This window comes from Gordonibacter pamelaeae, from assembly GCF_003340385.1.
GTDB lineage: Bacteria > Actinomycetota > Coriobacteriia > Coriobacteriales > Eggerthellaceae > Gordonibacter > Gordonibacter pamelaeae.
In genome coordinates this window covers 436,251-451,918 of the sequence record NZ_PPTS01000001.1, presented here as the reverse complement: position 1 = coordinate 451,918, position 15,668 = coordinate 436,251, and the positions used below count along the sequence as shown (strand labels likewise).

Below are 15,668 nucleotides of genomic sequence, written 5' to 3'. Positions count from 1 at the left end.
CTGGCCGAACCGGGAGGCTGCGGGGCCCCCGGCTTCGCGGGTGCCCCGGGCATTCCCGGCGCCGCCGGCGGCTTCGGCGCTCCCGGAGCACCGGGCGCGCCGGGAGCGCCCGGCATGGGGGGCATTGCGGCCTGGGGCAGGTCGGCGCCGCACGCGGAGCACGTCGGGGCGTCCCCGGCACAGGTTGCGCCGCACGCAGGGCAGGTCTTGTCGGGGGCGACCGTGGCTGGTCTGAAGCACATAGGATTCTCCTTGTCTGTCGAAACGTTTGCGTTGTCCTCGGCCGGCACCACGCATCGCTGGGTGCCGGCCGCCTCTATCCGGGAGCCTAGGAGAAGACCACGCACCGCGTCTTCTCGGCAGCCCTCGCCGCCAGCTCCTCGGCCGGCCCGAGCGCCATGCAGTGGGCCGGGCAGTGGTGGACGCAGGCGGCGTCCTTGCCCTCGGCCAGGCGGGAGGCGCACAGGTCGCAGAGCGACGTGGGCATGGGCAGGAAGTTGTACTCCCACCCTCCGCCCGCGAGCTCGCGGGGGCCGTCCTGGAGCACGCGGATGCCGTGCTGGCCCGCGGGCAGGCCCAGATGCTTCTTGCAGGCCACCTCGCAGGCGTGGCAGCCCGTGCAGAACCCGTAGTCGATCATCAATGCGTTAGCGCTCATTTCGAGTACCCGTCCTTCCTCGTCACGCATGCCGTGGGCAGCTCGGCGCTGTTCTCCTCCGTGCAGGCGTACACACGGCACAGCTGGTTCTTGTACGGGGCACCGTAACCGGTCGGCCCGTTCTCGCACTGCGGCAGCAGGTTGTTGATGTTGGAGTCGAACACTCCGAACAGGACAGGTTCCGCGGCCTCCTGCTCCGGGAACCACCAGCCGTGCTCGGCGCGCACCACGCGGTCGTCGAGCGAGGGGTTCACGTGCAGCTTCTGGCGGCAGCGGCCGCGATGGTTCTCCAGCCAGCACCAATCCCCCTCGGACAGCCCTGCGGCCTCGGCGGCCTTCGGGCTCATCTCGAACAGCGGATCGGGGTGGAACTCGCGGCTCGTCTCCAGCTGGCGATGCTCGGAATGGAAGAACTCCACCGAGCGCGCGCCCGTCGTCAGCACGAAGGGGTACTGCTCGTACAGCTCCGGCGAGGCGTACGGCGAGCAGGATGGCTCCTCCCACTGCGGCAGCGGGTCGTAGCCCCACAGCGCGAAGATGCTGTTGTAGAGCTCGATGCGGCCGGACGGCGTGTTGAAACCGGGCTGCCCGTCGGGGCGCAGCAGGCCCTTCTCGTGCTTGCGGTACTCGAACGCGGGATAGACGTACACGTCCTTGCACAGCTGCTCGAAGTCGCCGTCGTAACCTGGCGTGTCGTTGACGAGGATATCGTTCGTCCAGCCGATGTCATCGGTCCAGGGGAAGTTCTCGGGATGCAGGCGGCGTCCGAGGTCCGTGACGATGGTGTCGTCGGAACGCACGTCGGCGAACTGCGTCACCTTCTTCATGCCGCGCAGCGGCACCCACCATACGCGCTGCGTGTTGCGCTCGCAGCTCATGGACGCCGGCAGGAACACGTCGGCGAACGCCACGGCCGTGGGGGTGAGGAACGGGTCGGACACCACGACGAAGTCGAGGGTGCGCACCGCCCGGTAGACGCGCGGCGCGTCGGACGCCATGTTGGCGATAGGGTTCGTGGAGGAAAGCCAGAGCATGCGGATGGGATACGGCTTGCCGGTCTCGATGGCCTGCAGGATGGAGTCCGAGTGGGCCGTGGAGCTGAACCCGGCCTTGGACATGAGCGGGTACTCCGCGCCGATGCGCTTGGCCTGCACCTCGGCGGGAAGGGTCTGGTATCCGTAGTTGTACGACACGTTCTGCTCGAACGCGTTGCGGATGATGATGTTGCCGCCCGGCACGTCCGTGTTGCCGGTGACGGCCCACAGCGCGTTGATGGCCTGCGCCGTGGGGATGCCGACAACCGCCTGGTCAATGGGCAGGCCCCAGTGGATGGTGGCGGGCTTGGCCTTCGCGTAGGCGCGCGCCGCCCCGATTATGGTGTCCTTCGGAACCCAGCACACCGCCTCCGCCCGCTCCGGCGTCCATTCCTTGACGCGCTCGGCAAGCTCGTCGAAGCCGTAGCACCACTTCTCGACGAACTCGCGGTCGTAGAGGTCCTCGGAGATGATGACGTTGAGCATGGCCAGGGCGAGCGCGCCGTCGGTGCCGGGGCGCAGGCGCAGCCAATAGTCGGAACGGGCCGCCAACCAGGTGAGCGACGGGTCGACGGTGATCAACCGGCTGCCGCGCTGCATGCAGTCGACGACCCAGCCTCCGTAGAAGTTGTCGGAGTTCGAGGCGATGGGGTTGCACCCCCAGACCACGATCATCTCAGGCGGAACCCACTCGGTGTTCTCGGTGTCGTAGCGGCTCTCGAACTGCTGTGACATGTCGGCGATGAGGAAGTCGCCGTTCATGGAGGCCATGGCCGCCGAGCGTGGCTGGAAGCACGACTCGCCCGAGAGGAATCCCAGGCAGAAGTTCGGCGAGCCGAACGCCGCATAGCACAGGTACGGGATCTGCCAGCAGTTGTTGCGACCGGTGCCGATCATGCACGCGATGGACTCGGCGCCGTAGTCCTTCCAGATGGCGCGCACCTTCTCCTCGATAATGTCGTAGGCCTCGTCCCAGGTGACGGACTCCCACTTGTTCTCGCCGCGCTCGCCCGCCCGCTTGAGCGGACCGGTCGGCCGGTCGGGATGGTTCACGGCTTCGGGCATCTCCAGGCAGCGCATGCACAGCGTGCCCTGGTTGAAGGGGCAGTCGGGGTCGCCCTCCACCTTCTCCAGCTTGCCGTCCTTCGTGTAGTACAGCACGCCGCAGCCGTCGTGGCAACCGGGCCCCGACCACACCGTCGTGCGCGTCACCGTGTAGTCGCCGTCGCGCCACTCCACCTCGCCCTTATGGGCCTCGTAGTAGCTATTGGCCTGATCCATTGCTTCTCCTTCCATAACCGCGCCGGGCGGCAGGGCGCCCGGCGCGAACCGTCGTTACTGCGCGGGAACGAACAGTGCGCGGTTGACCTTCCCGTCGAACCGTGCCGCCAGCTCCTCGGCCGGCCCGAGCGCCATGCAGTGGGCCGGGCAGTGGTGGACGCAGGCGGCGTCCTTGCCCTCGGCCAGGCGGGAGGCGCACAGGTCGCAGAGCGACGTGGGCATGGGCAGGAAGTTGTACTCCCACCCTCCGCCCGCGAGCTCGCGGGGGCCGTCCTGGAGCACGCGGATGCCGTGCTGGCCCGCGGGCAGGCCCAGATGCTTCTTGCAGGCCACCTCGCAGGCGTGGCAGCCCGTGCAGAACCCGTAGTCGATCATCAATGCGTTAGCCATAGATAGCACCCACCTTCACGTCGCCGTTGGACTCGTCGATTACCTTGGAATAGCCCCCGCGCCTGGTGACCTGCTCGCCCGGCAGGACACGGCTGTTCTCCTCAGTGCACGGGTACACGCGGCACAGCTGGTTCGCGTACGGGGCGCCGAAGCCGGTGTCGCCGTTCTCGCACTGCGGGGTGAGGTTGTTGATGTTGGAGTCGAACACGCCGTACAGGTTCGGCTCCGCCCCCTCGGTCTCGGGGAACCACCAGCCGTGCTCGGCGCGCACCACGCGGTCGTCGAGCGAGGGGTTCACGTGCAGCTTCTGGCGGCAGCGGCCGCGCTGGTTCTCGATCCAGGCCCAATCGCCCTCGGAGAGGCCCGCGGCCTCGGCGGCGGCAGGGCTCATCTCGAACAGCGGGTCGGGGTGCAGCTCGCGCGACGTCGTGCCCTCCTGGCGATGCTCGGAATGGAAGAACTCGAAGGACCGCGCGCCGGTGGTCAGGACGAGCGGGTACTTCTCGGCGAGCTCGGGGCTGCTCACCGGAGAGCAGCTGGGCTCCTTGAAGTCGGGCAGCGGATCGTAGCCCCACAGCATGAGGTTCGTGTTGTACAGCTCGATGCGACCGGACGGCGTGTTGAACCCGGGCTGCCCGTCGGGGCGCAGCAGGCCCTTCTCGTGCTTGAGGTAGGTGAACGCCGGGTAGGACCACACGACCTTCTGCGCCTCCTCGAAGCTCTTGTAGGGCAGCTCGTCGTTCGTCTCGTGCTCGAAGATGTGGTTGATCCATCCCACGTTGTCGTCCCAGGGGAAGTTCTCGGGGTGCAGGCGTTTGCCCACCATGGTGACCAGGTCGTCGTCCGAAACGCACTCCTCGTACTGGGTGACCTTGGTGAGCGTGCGGTTCGGAACCCACCAGCAGCGCTGCGAGTTGCGTTCGGGAGACATGGCGGCGGGCAGCACCAGATCGGCGAAGGCGATGGCGGTTGGCGTCATGAACAGGTCGTTCACCACCACGAAATCGACGCTCTTCAAGGCGCGGAACAGGCGCGGCGCGTCGGCGCCCATGTTGGCGATGGGGTTCGTGGACGTCATCCACACCATGCGGATAGGATACGGCTCGCCGGTCTCGATGGCCTTCAGCACGGAGTCCGCATGGGCGGAGGAGCTGTAGCCCGCACGGCTCATCAGCGGGAACTCGGCCCCCAGGCGCTTCGCCTGCACCTCGGGCGGCAGCAGGTGGTACCCGTAGCCGTACGAGAGGTTCTGGTCGAAGGCGTTGCGGATGATGATGTTGCCGCCGGGATTGTCCACGTTGCCCGTGATGGCCCACAGCGAGTTGACGGCGCACGCGGTGGCGGTGGCGTTGGTGGTCTGGTCGAGCTTGAGCCCCCACTGGATGGCGGCGGGGTCGGCCTGGGCGTACAGGCGGGCGGCGCCCACGATGTCCTCGGCCTCGACCCAGCAAACCTCCGCAGCCCGCTCGGGCGTCCAGTCGCGCACGCGCTCGGCAAGCTCGTCGAAGCCGTAGCACCACTTGGCCACGAAATCGTGGTCGTAGAGGTCCTCGGAGATGATGACGTTGAGCATGGCCATGGCCAAAGCCGCGTCGGTGCCCGGCCGCACGCGCAGCCAGTACGCCGAGCGGGAGGCCAGCCAGGTGAGCGACGGGTCGATGGTGATCATCTTGGAGCCGCGCTGCATGCAGTCCACGATCCAGCCGCCGAAGAAGTTGTCGGAGTTCGAGACGACCGCGTTGCAGCCCCAGTTCACGATGACTTCGGGGCAGCGCCAGCCCGTGCTCTCGTCGTAGCGCTTCTCGAACTGCTGCGAGCAGTCGGCGATCATGAAGTCGCCGTTCTGCGACGCCATCGACGCGGAGCGCGGGCAGAAGCAGGAGTCGCCGGCCAGATAGCCCATGGAGAAGTTCGGCGATCCGAACGCCGCGTAGCACAGGTACGGTATCTGGTCGCAGTTGTTGCGCCCGGTGCCGATATGACAGACGATGGACTCGGGGCCGTAGTCCTTCCAGATGGCGCGTACCTTTTCCTCGATGAGGTCGAGCGCCTCCTCCCAGGACACGCGCTCCCATTTGTTCTCGCCCCGCTCGCCGGCACGCTTCATGGGGTGGCCGAGGCGCGTGGGGTTGTTCACGAACTCGGGCATCTCCAGGCAGCGCATGCACAGCGCGCCCTGGTTGAACGGGTTGTCGGGGTCGCCCTCCACCTTCTCCAGCTTGCCGTCCTTCGTGTAGTACAGCACGCCGCAGCCGTCGTGGCAACCGGGCCCCGACCAGGCGGTCGTGCGCGTGACGGTGTACTCGCCGTCCTGCCACTGCCATTCGCCTCGGTGGCTTTCGTAGTAATCGTTCGACATGGATGTCTCCTCTCTTTGTTGCTTCGATGTGCGAACCGAACAGGGGAAGCAGGCAATCCTCCTGGAATGCCGTGCGCTTGGCGCGCCGTCTCGCTTAGGCGTCGTGATGCAGCTCGACCTTGCCGTAGCCGTCATCGTATTTGGACATATCGGTGAAGCCCGCCAGCACGAACTGGAGCACGCCCAGCACCACGATGACGATGCTGCAGGGAAGCAGCAGGTCGGTGACCGCCTGCGCGCCCAGCAATCCCATGACCAGCGTTGCCACCGGAGTCGCAAGGAAGCAGCCGGCCTGATGGAACGCCGTGTTGAACCCCATGGCGCGCGTGGCTGCGCCAATGGGCACCAGGTTCGTGATCATGTTGCCCGTGGCGGGGATCACGATGGCGAAGCCCCAATGCCCCACGAGGAACGTCGCGATGTACACCACGAGGTTGAAGCTGCCCGGCTGCGCGTTGAGGGCGCAGACGACGTACAGCACGCCCAGGAACAGCCCCGCTACCGGCAGCGTCCACTTCTTGAGCTTCTTGTACACCGGCCCCAGCGTGAAGCCCGTGACGGCGCCCACAAGCGTCATGGCCGAGAGCACCCAACCGGAGATGGCCGAGTCGGGCAGCACGAACGAGCAGTACAGGATCGTGGGCATGGCGAACGCAACGATAAGCGTGAGCATGAGCATGTACAAAAAGGCGATGGGCGGTATCTTCGTCTTCACCTCGCCGCCCGTCTCGGCAGCGAGCTCGGCCGCCTGCTCGGAATCACGCTCGGGCTCTTTCAGCATGAAGATGACGATGACGAGCGGGATGATGCCGATCAGGTAGACCAGGAAGCACGCCTGCCAGCTCACAAGCGCAAGGTACCCGCCGGCAAGCTCCATGATCAGGCTTCCCAGATTGAAGAACGCCATGCCGGCGCCGAGGATGCTCGCGCGCTTGTTCTCGTTGTCGAACGTCTTGAACGTGAGCGCCTGGGCGAGCGGGTACGACCACCCTACCGCGAAGCCGAACACGAAGCGCGAGACCAGCAGCATGCCGAACGATTCGCCACTCCCCATGAAGAACGGCCAGCAACCTGAAACGATGTACAGGACGATGGCGGCTATGATGGAGGTACGGTACTTGATGAACCGGCCCGTGACCGCGCCCGAGATGATGCCCGACGGAATCATGCCGAGCGCCACCATGCTGATCACGTAGCCGATGTTCGGCCCCGCCTCCGGAAACGCCGCCCCCATGGTGGCCAGGCCGGCGTTGACGCCTCCTTGGGAGGCGCCGAGCGCGAAGATCGCCATGATGGGAATGATCGCCTTGTTGAACCCCTCTTTAACCTGTGCGGAACTCATAGAATTCCCCTTCCTCTCGGCTGTTCTGCCGAATTCGGCCCGCTTCCCCGTTCGGTCCGGCATCGGATGGGGCGCATTATAGGAAGGGCATGCCGCATGGAAATAATGATAAAAAGCTCCGCGATGGATTCTTTTTATGCCTGCCGCCCATGCCGCCCGGGAATTCGAACCATGCCGGGCGAATGTGGTATGTTGGTTCGAGCGAGAGGTGGAAAAGGGAATCTCATAGATCGAAAACACATCGTTGACCTCGGTGGTTATAACAGGGGGCGAGTCGGCTTTGGATATCAGCGCCTTCAACGAGTTCGTCGAGCTGGCCAAGAGGCTGAACATCACGGAAACAGCCCGCATGCTCAACATGTCCCAGCCAACGCTGAGCAAGCACATCATCTCGTTCGAGAAGGAACTGCGCTTGTCGCTGTTCGAGCGGACGGGATCTGCCATGCGCCTCACCGAGGCCGGCAATGCGCTGCTCCCCTTTGCATACAAGATCCTCGATGCGCAGAGCATGTTCTACGAGGAGGCACGCCGCATAAAGAGCGAGGCGCCGGCACGCCTTTCCGTGACGGGACTCACCGACGAGACGGTCGTGATGGCCCTGCTCGGACGCTTCATCACCTCTGCGGAAAGCGAGTACGGCACCGGCTTCATCCAGGTTCGAAGCTGCCACCATAAACGGCCCATCGACTTCGTCAAGGCCGGCTCCATCGACGTCGCCTTCGATTACTTCGAACCCAGCGAGCTCGATGACGACACCGTGGGGGCCGTGATCGTGGGCCGTTGCCCATGGGCCGCCATCGTCGACGCCGGCCACCCCTTCGCAAACCGCGCATCCATCGACATCGAGGATCTTCGCCACGAGACGCTGGTCAGGATAGAGGGCGCGCACGTCAGCGAGGCATGGCGGTTTATCGAGCGGGCCTGCCTGCTCAACGGGTTCGCACCGAAAACACGGCGAAGGTACTCCATGCGCCTGACCGATCTTCTCACGCTCTCGTCGACCATCGGCAACGACGTGCTCATCGCCGGGGTCAACTTCGTGAAGCGCATCGAAGCGGGGCTCCCCTCGTCATGCCGCGTGATCGAGCTCACCGGCGAGGCGACCTCGTTTCCCCTTTCGGCCCTGTACCACATAGGGAACCTCAACCCGGCGCTCGATCGCTTCATCGACTTCATGGAAGCCGACCTTGCCGAGCGCGAACACTGTTAGGAATCGCCATGCCCTGCTACCCGTGCAACCACTGCAACAAATGCGGGATATTCTCCCTCAAACTTGAGCTCACCTGCTCCTCATGCGGCGAACCCGTCAAGCCAGGCGCAGCCGCGTGCCCTTCGTGCCATGAACCCTATTTGCACAACATGAGGCGCGGGGCTATCGGCAAGCCACAGGGAGCATCCGACTATTACACGGCCCAGGAAGCGCTCCGCGCGAATGGCGAAAGCCGAGCACTATGACAAGGGGCGCGCCGTTGCGATAACGGCGCGCCCCTTGCTCTAAAGATCCAACAGCCAGATTCTCACATCCGGCGTTCGCGGTAATCGGCAAGCGCCCTCTCGACAATCTCCTTGTTCATGCAAACCGTCCACGTGGGCTCCGAAACGCTTTGCTGGACGGCCATGCCCTCCACACCGAGGAGCACCTGGGGCTCGCCGTTCGTTTCAGTCACCTTTACCTGCGCCTTCATGGCCCCAGGCTCGAATACGTAGTGGTCGATGCCCGTCGCCTCGTCGTACACGTGCTCCGATACCGTCAGCATGTTCTCCTCCTGTCGATCGCCGCCTACTTGACGTTGCTCGCAGTGTAGGTTCTGACCAGCGCATAGGGGAAATGCGGTTTTGCCGAACGCTCTATGCCGTGGCGGCATACCCCGCAACGAAGCGACGGCGGCCCTCCGGCCGCCGTCGCTTCGTTGCGCGCGAAGTTGGGAGCCCCTACCCCCGGTACTCCTCCATGAGCGCCTTGAACGCGGGCATCGAGCGCTCGATGGTGGCGCGCGAAACGCAGTAGCTCACGCGCACCCAGCCGGGAACGCCGAAGCTGTCGGAGGGCACCAGCAGGAGCTCATGGGCCTTCGCGCGGTCGCTGAACGCCTGGGCGTCGTCCTCAAGCGCGCGCACCCACAGGTAGAACGCGCCGTCGGGCTCCACGAACTCGTAGCCCAGCGCGCCCAGGCCCTCGGTAAGCAGGCGGCGGTTCTCGGCGTAGGACGCCACGTCGCTCGGCTCGTCGATACAGGCGGCAATCACGCGCTGGAACAGCACCGGCGCGCAGATGAACCCGAGCGCGCGTCCCGCGCCTGCCACAGCCGTGGACACCTCGGCCGCATCGTCCATGAGGTCGGACACGTAGATATAGCCGATACGCTCGCCCGGCAACGAGAACGACTTCGAGTACGAGTAGCATACGATGGTGCGCGGCCACACGCACGGCACGTAGGGAACCTCGGCGCCGTAGGTGATCTCTCGGTACGGCTCGTCGCTGATGACGTAGATCTTGCGTCCCAGCTCGGCCTCCTTGCGCGCCAGCAGCGCGGCGAGGGCCTCCAGGTTCTCGCGCGTGTACACGGCGCCCACCGGGTTGTTCGGCGAGTTGATGATGACGGCGGCCGTCGCGGGCCCGATGGCCGCGTCCAGCGCATCGATGTCAAGCTGGAAGTCGGGCACATGCGCCGGCACTTCCACGCGCGTGCAGCCGGCGGTCTCTATCCACACCTGGTACTCGGGGAAGAACGGCGCGATGACGACCACCTCGTCGCCCGGCTCCGTGACGGCGCAGATGGAGATGGCCAGGCCCGCCGCGGCACCCGCCGTCAGGTACACCTGGTCGGGCGAGGCCGGCACGTCGAAGCGGCGGCGGATATGGTCGGCCACCGCGGCCCGCACGCGCGGGTCGCCAGCCGCCGGCGAGTAGCCGTGCAGCGCGCTCGGCTCCTCCTCCATGAGCTCGAGCACCGCCTGCTTCACGGCGTCGGGCGCGGGCACGCTGGGGTTCCCGATGCTGAAGTCGAACACGCTGTCGGCGCCGATCTCCGCCTTGCGCGCCATGCCGTACGCGAACAGCTCGCGAATCGCGCTCGGCTCCGCTCCCAGCCCGTACATTCTCTCGTTCACCATGTGCACCACGTCCTCGTCTTCCCGCCTGCTTTAGATGATGAACAGGGTAGCACAACGGGCAGCGCGCCGGGCCAACGACGCACGCGCCGCCCGGCCGAGGGCACGCATGCCCGGCCACGCTTCCGTCCGGCGCGGCCGGGCATGCGCGCTCGTTCGCATCTTCGGAACAGTTTGCCCGAACCCCTTGCACCCCCGCGGGCGAAGGCTCATAATGAACGTCGTTCATATATTGTTATTCGAAAGGAAACATATGAAGCGCCTCATCAACACCGCCCTCGTCTACCTCATTGCCGGCGCGGCCGCCGGCGTGTTCTTCCGCGAGTTCACGAAGCTCTCCGGCTTCTCCGGGCAGACCGTGCTCGGGTTCATGCACCCGCATCTGCTGGCGCTCGGGTTCCTGGTGTTCCTCATTGCCACGCTGTTCGCCCTCGCCAGCGATTTCACGGGCGACCGGCTGTTCAAGCCGTTCTTCATCGTGTACAACATCGGGGTGGCCGTCACGGCCGGCATGATGCTCGTGCGCAGAGTGGCGCAGGTCACGGGCACGGTGCTGCCGCTGCCCGACGCGGCGCTCTCGGGCATCGCGGGCATCGGGCACATCATGGTGGGCGTGGGGCTGGTGCTGCTCGTGATCATGTTCAAGCGGGTCGTCGACCGCAAGGCGGCCGCTGCGCGCGCCTAGCGCGCACCGCGGCGCAAAACAAGGGGAACCCAGGCCGGAACCGACCTGGATGAAGCTCACGCCTGCTTGACCACCAGGACGTCGCAGCGCAGGTTGCGGATGAGGTAGGTGGACACGCTGCCCACGAACACGTACTTGATGTTGGAGAGCCCGCGCTCGCCGCACACGACCAAGTCGGGCGCGAAGGGCTCGATGAGCTGCTCGGCCAGCGTCTCGGCCACGCGGCCTGCACGAACCCGCACCTCGACGGACGGGATGGCGGGATTGTCGCGCACCGCGCGGAGCTCGTCGGCAAGCTCGTCCTCGATGCGCGCGACGCCTTCCGCGCACAGGGCGTCGAAGTCGGCCCCGTTCGCCTCGTTGGGAACCGAGTCGATCACGTGGCCGAACAAAAGCCGTGCCCCGTTGTCGGCCGCGAGCGCCGCAGCCCGCTGGGCCACCGCCTCCTGCGTGGATGCGCCGTCGAGTGCTGCGAAGATGCGTTGGTACTGCGCCATAAGATGCTCCTTGCCTCGCCCTGCCCCTATTGTACCGGTTCCAAGGCGCGCCCGTGAACCCCCGGCGCGCGCCGTTTCGGCAACGGAACCGCTGGCTGGCTGCCGCGGCGCCCAGCGCGCTGCGCGTCGCCTGCGGGCACGGTGAACGGTCGCGATAGCCAGACGCAGCAGAGGGTATGACGAGCGGTCGCAGCAGAGGGCGCGGGGGCGACGTGAGCCTTGCAACAAGAAAGGGGCCGACGCGCGTTCAGCGTCGACCCCCTCCAAAAGCATCCGGTACGCGTAGTCGGCAGGCTAGCAGCAGTGGCAGCTGTGCGCCTTGCGGCCCTTTTTCTTGCCGTTGATACCCTTGTCCTTGCAGGACAGGATGAGCTTCTCGGTGAGGGCGTTCAGCTGGGCCACCTCGTCCGCAGACAGGCAGTCGAGGATGCTCTCGGCCGTCTTGTCGTTGGCGGCCACGCGCTTCTCGGCCACCTTGCGGCCCTCGTCGGTCAGCTTCACGGCGTAGGTGTGCTTCGCATCGCAATCCTCGATGGTCACGTAGCCGTTGCGCTCGGCCTTCTTCACGATGCCCTTGAGGTCGCTGCGGTCCATGCCCATGGTCTTCACCAGCTCGCGCTGCGTGGTGCCGTCGTTCGCCAGCAAGGCGTTCAACAGGGCGCCCTGGCCGCGCTTGTAGCTTTTCGGGCCGTTCTTGTGGAACGCGAGGCGCGTGAGCTTGCTGGCCTTCTTCAGCTGCGCCAAAGTCTTGGTTGCTTCGGTCATGAGGGGTTCCTTCTTCCGGTTCTTCGTCTCTCTCGTCGGTTGACGTTGACACTATAGCCCTGTTCCCCGCATGCAACCTGTTATTCACATAATGTTCAAAGAACAATAGTTATACGAGGTGAATACGCATAAGTATATTATTCATGAATAATATAACGAAAGATGATTCATACCCTAGCTAGCGAAAAAGCAAGCCAAGCGCTCCCCCGTCCGCCCAAAAGGGAGCCCGTCGGCCCAGAGCCACAGCGAGCCTACGACGTCACCAACAGCACCATGCCGATGAACAGCAGCAGGACGTAGGTGAGCTTCAGGAACTTCTCCTGGCTGATCTTCTTCTGCAGCTTGCTGCCCAGCACGGTGGCCACGACGGCCAGCGGGATGCACATGACGATGATCTGCACGACGTCGCCCGTGAAGTGGCCTTGCTGGAACGCGATGCACGCGTAGATGAAGTTCAGCACCGTCCAGATAAGCGAGAGCGTGATGCGGAACTCCTGCTGGTCGCGCAGCTTCTGCACCGCGTAGATCACCAGCAGCGCGCCGCCCGACACGAACATGCCCTGGATGAGGCCCGCCAGCGCCAGGATGATCCACAGCGCCCACTCCGGCAGGAACTTCTGACGGGTGAAGATGAGGTTCTTCGCGCCGATGAACACGATCACGGCACCGTAGATCTTCAGCAGCACGTGCAGCGGCATGAGCGTGTCCAGCCAGATGCCCACCACCATGAACACGATCATGACGGCGATGATCTTGCCGAACTCACGCCAGTTCACGTGCTTGATGTTCAGCACGGCCAAAAGGCCGCACGCGAAGAAGCCCATCGCGTTCAGGATGGACACGGTGGGGCTCAACCCCAGGAGCGTGGCGCCCACGGGCATGGCGAATATGTTGCCGGCGAAGCCGGTGATGGCCTGGACGGTGTAAGCGAAGAAGAACGCCGCAAGAAACAGTGCTTTTTCCATATATGCTACAATCCTATCGAGATAACCAATATATAAGTGTAGCATTGATGGGCAGAGCCATCGATGCGTACCGGTGGACGATGCCGGTACCGGGCCCCTGCGGTCGCACGGCGACGCGGCCGAACCCCTGCGATCACGCACCAGCGGCCCAACGGACGAGGAACGGAACCACATGGCGGGATTCAGCATCACCATCGCCGGCGATTCGGCGCTCAACCTGGAGTTCGCTCATTCGATCTCCCCGGAGACGGGCGCGATGATCCGCCTGGCTGCGGAGAACCTCACCGCCGACCCCATCGAGGGCATCACCGAGCTCGTGCCCACGTTCTGCTCGCTCATGGTGTACTACAACCCCTTGGTCGTCACGTTCGACGAGCTGTCCGCACGCCTGCGCGGGAAGCTGCGCGACGTGGGCGAGGCCGACCTCTCAGTGCGCAAGATCGTGCAGATACCCGTGTGCTACGGCGGCGAGTACGGCCCCGACCTGGCCAACGTGGCCGAGCACGCCGGGCTCACCCCGCAGGAGGTCGTGGACATCCACACCGCGCACGATTACCTCATTGACATGCTGGGATTCCTGCCCGGCTTCGCCTACCTGGGCGGCCTCGACGAGCGCCTGCACACGCCGCGCCTTGCCACGCCGCGCACGCGCATCGAGCCGGGCAGCGTCGGGATAGGCGGCGCGCAGACGGGCATCTACCCGCTGGCCTCACCCGGCGGCTGGCAGATCATCGGCCGCACGCCGCTGCGCCCCTACGACCCGGACCGCGCCGAGCCCATCCTGTACGCGGCCGGCGAGTACCTGCGCTTCGTGCCCATCACGACCGACGAGTACGCCGCCATCGAGCAGCAGCTGGCCGCGAGCACCTACGAGTACCAGATCTTCGTGGAGGACGAATAACATGGGCCTCGTCGTCAGAAAACCCGGCGTGTACACGTCGATCCAGGACAACGGCCGCTTCGGTTACCAGGGCAGCGGCTTCTCCACGAACGGCGTCATGGACCACCGGGCCTACACGATAGCGAACCTGCTGGTAGAGAACGAGCCGAACGCGCCGGTGCTTGAGTTTGCGCTGGCCGGGCCTATGCTGCGCTTCACCACGAAGACGATCATCGCCCTCACGGGCGCTGACTTCGGCGCCACCATCGACGGCGAGCCCGCCCCGCGCTACACCGCCCTCATGGTGAAGCGCGGCTCCATCCTGCGCTTCGGCGCCGCGAAGACGGGCTGCTACGGCTACCTGGCCATCGCAGGCGGCAGCGTGCGCGTGCCCGAGGTCATGGGCAGCCGTTCCACGAACCTGAAGTGCGAGTTCGGCGGCTGGAAGGGGCGGACGCTCATGACGGGCGACTACCTCCCGTTCGTGACGAAGAGCCTGGACTTCCTGCCGAACCTGGGCTCGCACCGCATCGACCCCGACCCGTTCTACGGGTTCGAGGAAGGCGAGGTGCGCGTGCGCGTGGTACCCGGCCCGCAGGAGGATCTGTTCACCAACCAGGGCATCGAGACCTTCTACGGCCAAACCTACACCACCACCGCGAAGTGCGACCGCATGGGATACCGCCTGGACGGCCCGGAGATCGAGACGAGGCACGGGTCGGACATCATATCGGACGGCATCGCGTTCGGCGCCGTGCAGGTGCCCTCGCACGGGCGGCCCATCATCATGCTGGCCGACCGCCAGACCACGGGCGGCTACGCGAAGATCGGCACCATCGCCACCGTGGACATCCCCAAGCTCGTGCAGCGCCCGCCGGGCAGCCGCGTGCGCTTCGAGCCCGTGACGGTCCAGCAGGCCCAGGAATTGCTGCGCGCCGAAGCGCGCCAGTTCGAGATGCTGGCGCTGAAAGTGCGCCGGCCCAGCGCCGACGGCATCTCGCCCCGCCGCACGGCCCGCCGCCTCACGCCCATCTTGGAGCGCCAGGCGGCGAAGACGCAGGCCGACACGCTGTGGATCGACCGCGCGAACCGCGCCGAGCGGGTGGGGAGCCGCAACGCGCTGCAGTACGACGAAGCCCCCGACAAGAAGGCGGGCGCCAACGACGCCCCGCAGAATGCGAGCCGCGGCAACGGCCGCACCGCCTAGAGAAGTGCAAGGAGAAGCGCCATGGACACGAAAGCCATCGAAGAACTCATCGCCATCATGGACAAGGCCGAGCTCACGGCCCTGCGCGTGGACGACGGCGAGACGAAGATAGAGCTGGAGCGAAGCCACGGCCCGCTCCCGTCGTCGGCCCTGCCGCTCATGGCCGACCGGGTGAGCGCGCTTCTGGCCGGCAAGACGGAGAGCCACGAGGCCGCCGCGCTCGAGGACGTGGACAAGGACTCGCTTCTGGTGCGCAGCCCCATGGTGGGCATGTTCTACCTGTCGCCGAGCCCCGACGAGGACCCGTTCGTCAAGGTAGGCCAGGAGGTGCTGTCGGGCCAGACCATGGCCATCGTGGAGGCCATGAAGATGATGAACGAGATCACGGCGCCCACCCCCGGCGTAGTGGTGGAGGTGCTGGCCGCCAACGGGACGCAGGTGGAATACGACCAGCCGCTGTTCCGCATCGCCACCGCCGAAGCGCGCTAGGGCGC

15 protein-coding genes are annotated in these 15,668 nt (G+C 65.6%); 5 read left to right on the top strand and 10 right to left on the bottom strand.

All coding sequences use genetic code 11. The features are described from left to right. Window positions 1-328 precede the first annotated feature (328 nt). The 5 genes from C1877_RS01915 to C1877_RS01895 all read right to left on the bottom strand — a co-directional run bounded on the left by C1877_RS01915 (window position 329) and on the right by C1877_RS01895 (window position 7,064). On the bottom strand, window positions 329-658 hold the full coding sequence (locus tag C1877_RS01915) for a 4Fe-4S dicluster domain-containing protein (RefSeq protein WP_114568211.1): 330 nt from the start codon (window positions 656-658) through the stop codon (window positions 329-331). Beyond that, window positions 655-2,973 carry a molybdopterin-dependent oxidoreductase gene (locus tag C1877_RS01910; RefSeq protein WP_015540022.1) on the bottom strand — a complete coding sequence of 773 codons (2,319 nt, stop codon included), beginning with the start codon at window positions 2,971-2,973 and terminating at the stop codon, window positions 655-657. Before C1877_RS01910 ends, C1877_RS01915 begins: the two co-directional genes overlap by 4 nt. A gap of 54 nt (window positions 2,974-3,027) precedes the next feature. Beyond that, window positions 3,028-3,363, bottom strand: coding sequence for a 4Fe-4S dicluster domain-containing protein (locus C1877_RS01905; RefSeq protein WP_114568210.1), 336 nt, complete (start codon window positions 3,361-3,363; stop codon window positions 3,028-3,030). Further along, entirely contained in the window at window positions 3,356-5,722 is a 2,367-nt protein-coding gene (locus C1877_RS01900; RefSeq protein ID WP_015540023.1) for a molybdopterin-dependent oxidoreductase, read from the bottom strand. Before C1877_RS01900 ends, C1877_RS01905 begins: the two co-directional genes overlap by 8 nt. Window positions 5,723-5,816: 94 nt before the next feature. Next, entirely contained in the window at window positions 5,817-7,064 is a 1,248-nt protein-coding gene (locus C1877_RS01895) for an MFS transporter (RefSeq protein ID WP_015540024.1), read from the bottom strand. A gap of 280 nt (window positions 7,065-7,344) precedes the next feature. On the opposite strand from C1877_RS01895, the gene C1877_RS01890 reads away from it, so the two are divergent. Beyond that, window positions 7,345-8,274 carry a LysR family transcriptional regulator gene (locus tag C1877_RS01890; protein WP_049784142.1) on the top strand — a complete coding sequence of 310 codons (930 nt, stop codon included), beginning with the start codon at window positions 7,345-7,347 and terminating at the stop codon, window positions 8,272-8,274. A 307-nt stretch (window positions 8,275-8,581) separates the two neighbouring features. Here C1877_RS01890 and C1877_RS01885 read toward each other — a convergent pair whose 3' ends face one another. Continuing rightward, window positions 8,582-8,821 (bottom strand): hypothetical protein, encoded by a 240-nt coding sequence (locus C1877_RS01885; protein ID WP_015540025.1) that lies wholly within the window; start codon window positions 8,819-8,821, stop codon window positions 8,582-8,584. Between the two features lie 175 nt (window positions 8,822-8,996). Next, the gene (locus tag C1877_RS01880) at window positions 8,997-10,178 is read right to left on the bottom strand and encodes a pyridoxal phosphate-dependent aminotransferase (RefSeq protein WP_015540026.1); all 1,182 of its coding nucleotides are present in this window, start codon (window positions 10,176-10,178) and stop codon (window positions 8,997-8,999) included. 250 nt (window positions 10,179-10,428) lie between these two features. On the opposite strand from C1877_RS01880, the gene C1877_RS01875 reads away from it, so the two are divergent. After that, entirely contained in the window at window positions 10,429-10,860 is a 432-nt protein-coding gene (locus C1877_RS01875; RefSeq protein WP_015540027.1) for a DUF2871 domain-containing protein, read from the top strand. Between the two features lie 56 nt (window positions 10,861-10,916). Here the strand turns inward: C1877_RS01875 and C1877_RS01870 are convergent, their stop codons facing one another. The 3 genes from C1877_RS01870 to C1877_RS01860 form a co-directional block, all read right to left on the bottom strand. Continuing rightward, window positions 10,917-11,357: a universal stress protein gene (locus C1877_RS01870; RefSeq protein ID WP_015540028.1), complete on the bottom strand. Its 441-nt coding sequence runs from the start codon at window positions 11,355-11,357 to the stop codon at window positions 10,917-10,919. A gap of 294 nt (window positions 11,358-11,651) precedes the next feature. After that, entirely contained in the window at window positions 11,652-12,122 is a 471-nt protein-coding gene (locus C1877_RS01865) for a MarR family winged helix-turn-helix transcriptional regulator (protein WP_015540029.1), read from the bottom strand. A 251-nt stretch (window positions 12,123-12,373) separates the two neighbouring features. Beyond that, the gene (locus tag C1877_RS01860) at window positions 12,374-13,087 is read right to left on the bottom strand and encodes a sulfite exporter TauE/SafE family protein (protein WP_015540030.1); all 714 of its coding nucleotides are present in this window, start codon (window positions 13,085-13,087) and stop codon (window positions 12,374-12,376) included. A 172-nt stretch (window positions 13,088-13,259) separates the two neighbouring features. Here C1877_RS01860 and pxpB point away from each other — a divergent pair, with 172 nt between their 5' ends. From pxpB to accB, 3 genes are read left to right on the top strand one after another with little or no spacing between them, the layout of a single operon-like run. Further along, window positions 13,260-13,988: a 5-oxoprolinase subunit PxpB gene (pxpB, locus tag C1877_RS01855; RefSeq protein ID WP_114568208.1), complete on the top strand. Its 729-nt coding sequence runs from the start codon at window positions 13,260-13,262 to the stop codon at window positions 13,986-13,988. A gap of 1 nt (window position 13,989) precedes the next feature. After that, a complete protein-coding gene (locus C1877_RS01850) occupies window positions 13,990-15,174 on the top strand; it encodes a 5-oxoprolinase subunit C family protein (protein WP_015540032.1) in 1,185 nt (394 codons plus the stop codon). Between the two features lie 21 nt (window positions 15,175-15,195). Next, the gene (accB, locus tag C1877_RS01845) at window positions 15,196-15,663 is read left to right on the top strand and encodes an acetyl-CoA carboxylase biotin carboxyl carrier protein (RefSeq protein ID WP_015540033.1); all 468 of its coding nucleotides are present in this window, start codon (window positions 15,196-15,198) and stop codon (window positions 15,661-15,663) included. Window positions 15,664-15,668: the final 5 nt, after the last annotated feature.

Coding starts and splice junctions, on each gene's coding strand:
- C1877_RS01850 (WP_015540032.1), top strand. CDS start 13,990: ATGGGCCTCGTCGTCAGAAAACCCGGCGTGTACACGTCGATCCAGGAC.
- accB (WP_015540033.1), top strand. CDS start 15,196: ATGGACACGAAAGCCATCGAAGAACTCATCGCCATCATGGACAAGGCC.
- C1877_RS01905 (WP_114568210.1), bottom strand. CDS start 3,363: ATGGCTAACGCATTGATGATCGACTACGGGTTCTGCACGGGCTGCCAC.
- C1877_RS01885 (WP_015540025.1), bottom strand. CDS start 8,821: ATGCTGACGGTATCGGAGCACGTGTACGACGAGGCGACGGGCATCGAC.
- pxpB (WP_114568208.1), top strand. CDS start 13,260: ATGGCGGGATTCAGCATCACCATCGCCGGCGATTCGGCGCTCAACCTG.
- C1877_RS01915 (WP_114568211.1), bottom strand. CDS start 658: ATGAGCGCTAACGCATTGATGATCGACTACGGGTTCTGCACGGGCTGC.
- C1877_RS01880 (WP_015540026.1), bottom strand. CDS start 10,178: ATGGTGAACGAGAGAATGTACGGGCTGGGAGCGGAGCCGAGCGCGATT.
- C1877_RS01900 (WP_015540023.1), bottom strand. CDS start 5,722: ATGTCGAACGATTACTACGAAAGCCACCGAGGCGAATGGCAGTGGCAG.
- C1877_RS01865 (WP_015540029.1), bottom strand. CDS start 12,122: ATGACCGAAGCAACCAAGACTTTGGCGCAGCTGAAGAAGGCCAGCAAG.
- C1877_RS01870 (WP_015540028.1), bottom strand. CDS start 11,357: ATGGCGCAGTACCAACGCATCTTCGCAGCACTCGACGGCGCATCCACG.
- C1877_RS01860 (WP_015540030.1), bottom strand. CDS start 13,087: ATGGAAAAAGCACTGTTTCTTGCGGCGTTCTTCTTCGCTTACACCGTC.
- C1877_RS01910 (WP_015540022.1), bottom strand. CDS start 2,973: ATGGATCAGGCCAATAGCTACTACGAGGCCCATAAGGGCGAGGTGGAG.
- C1877_RS01875 (WP_015540027.1), top strand. CDS start 10,429: ATGAAGCGCCTCATCAACACCGCCCTCGTCTACCTCATTGCCGGCGCG.
- C1877_RS01895 (WP_015540024.1), bottom strand. CDS start 7,064: ATGAGTTCCGCACAGGTTAAAGAGGGGTTCAACAAGGCGATCATTCCC.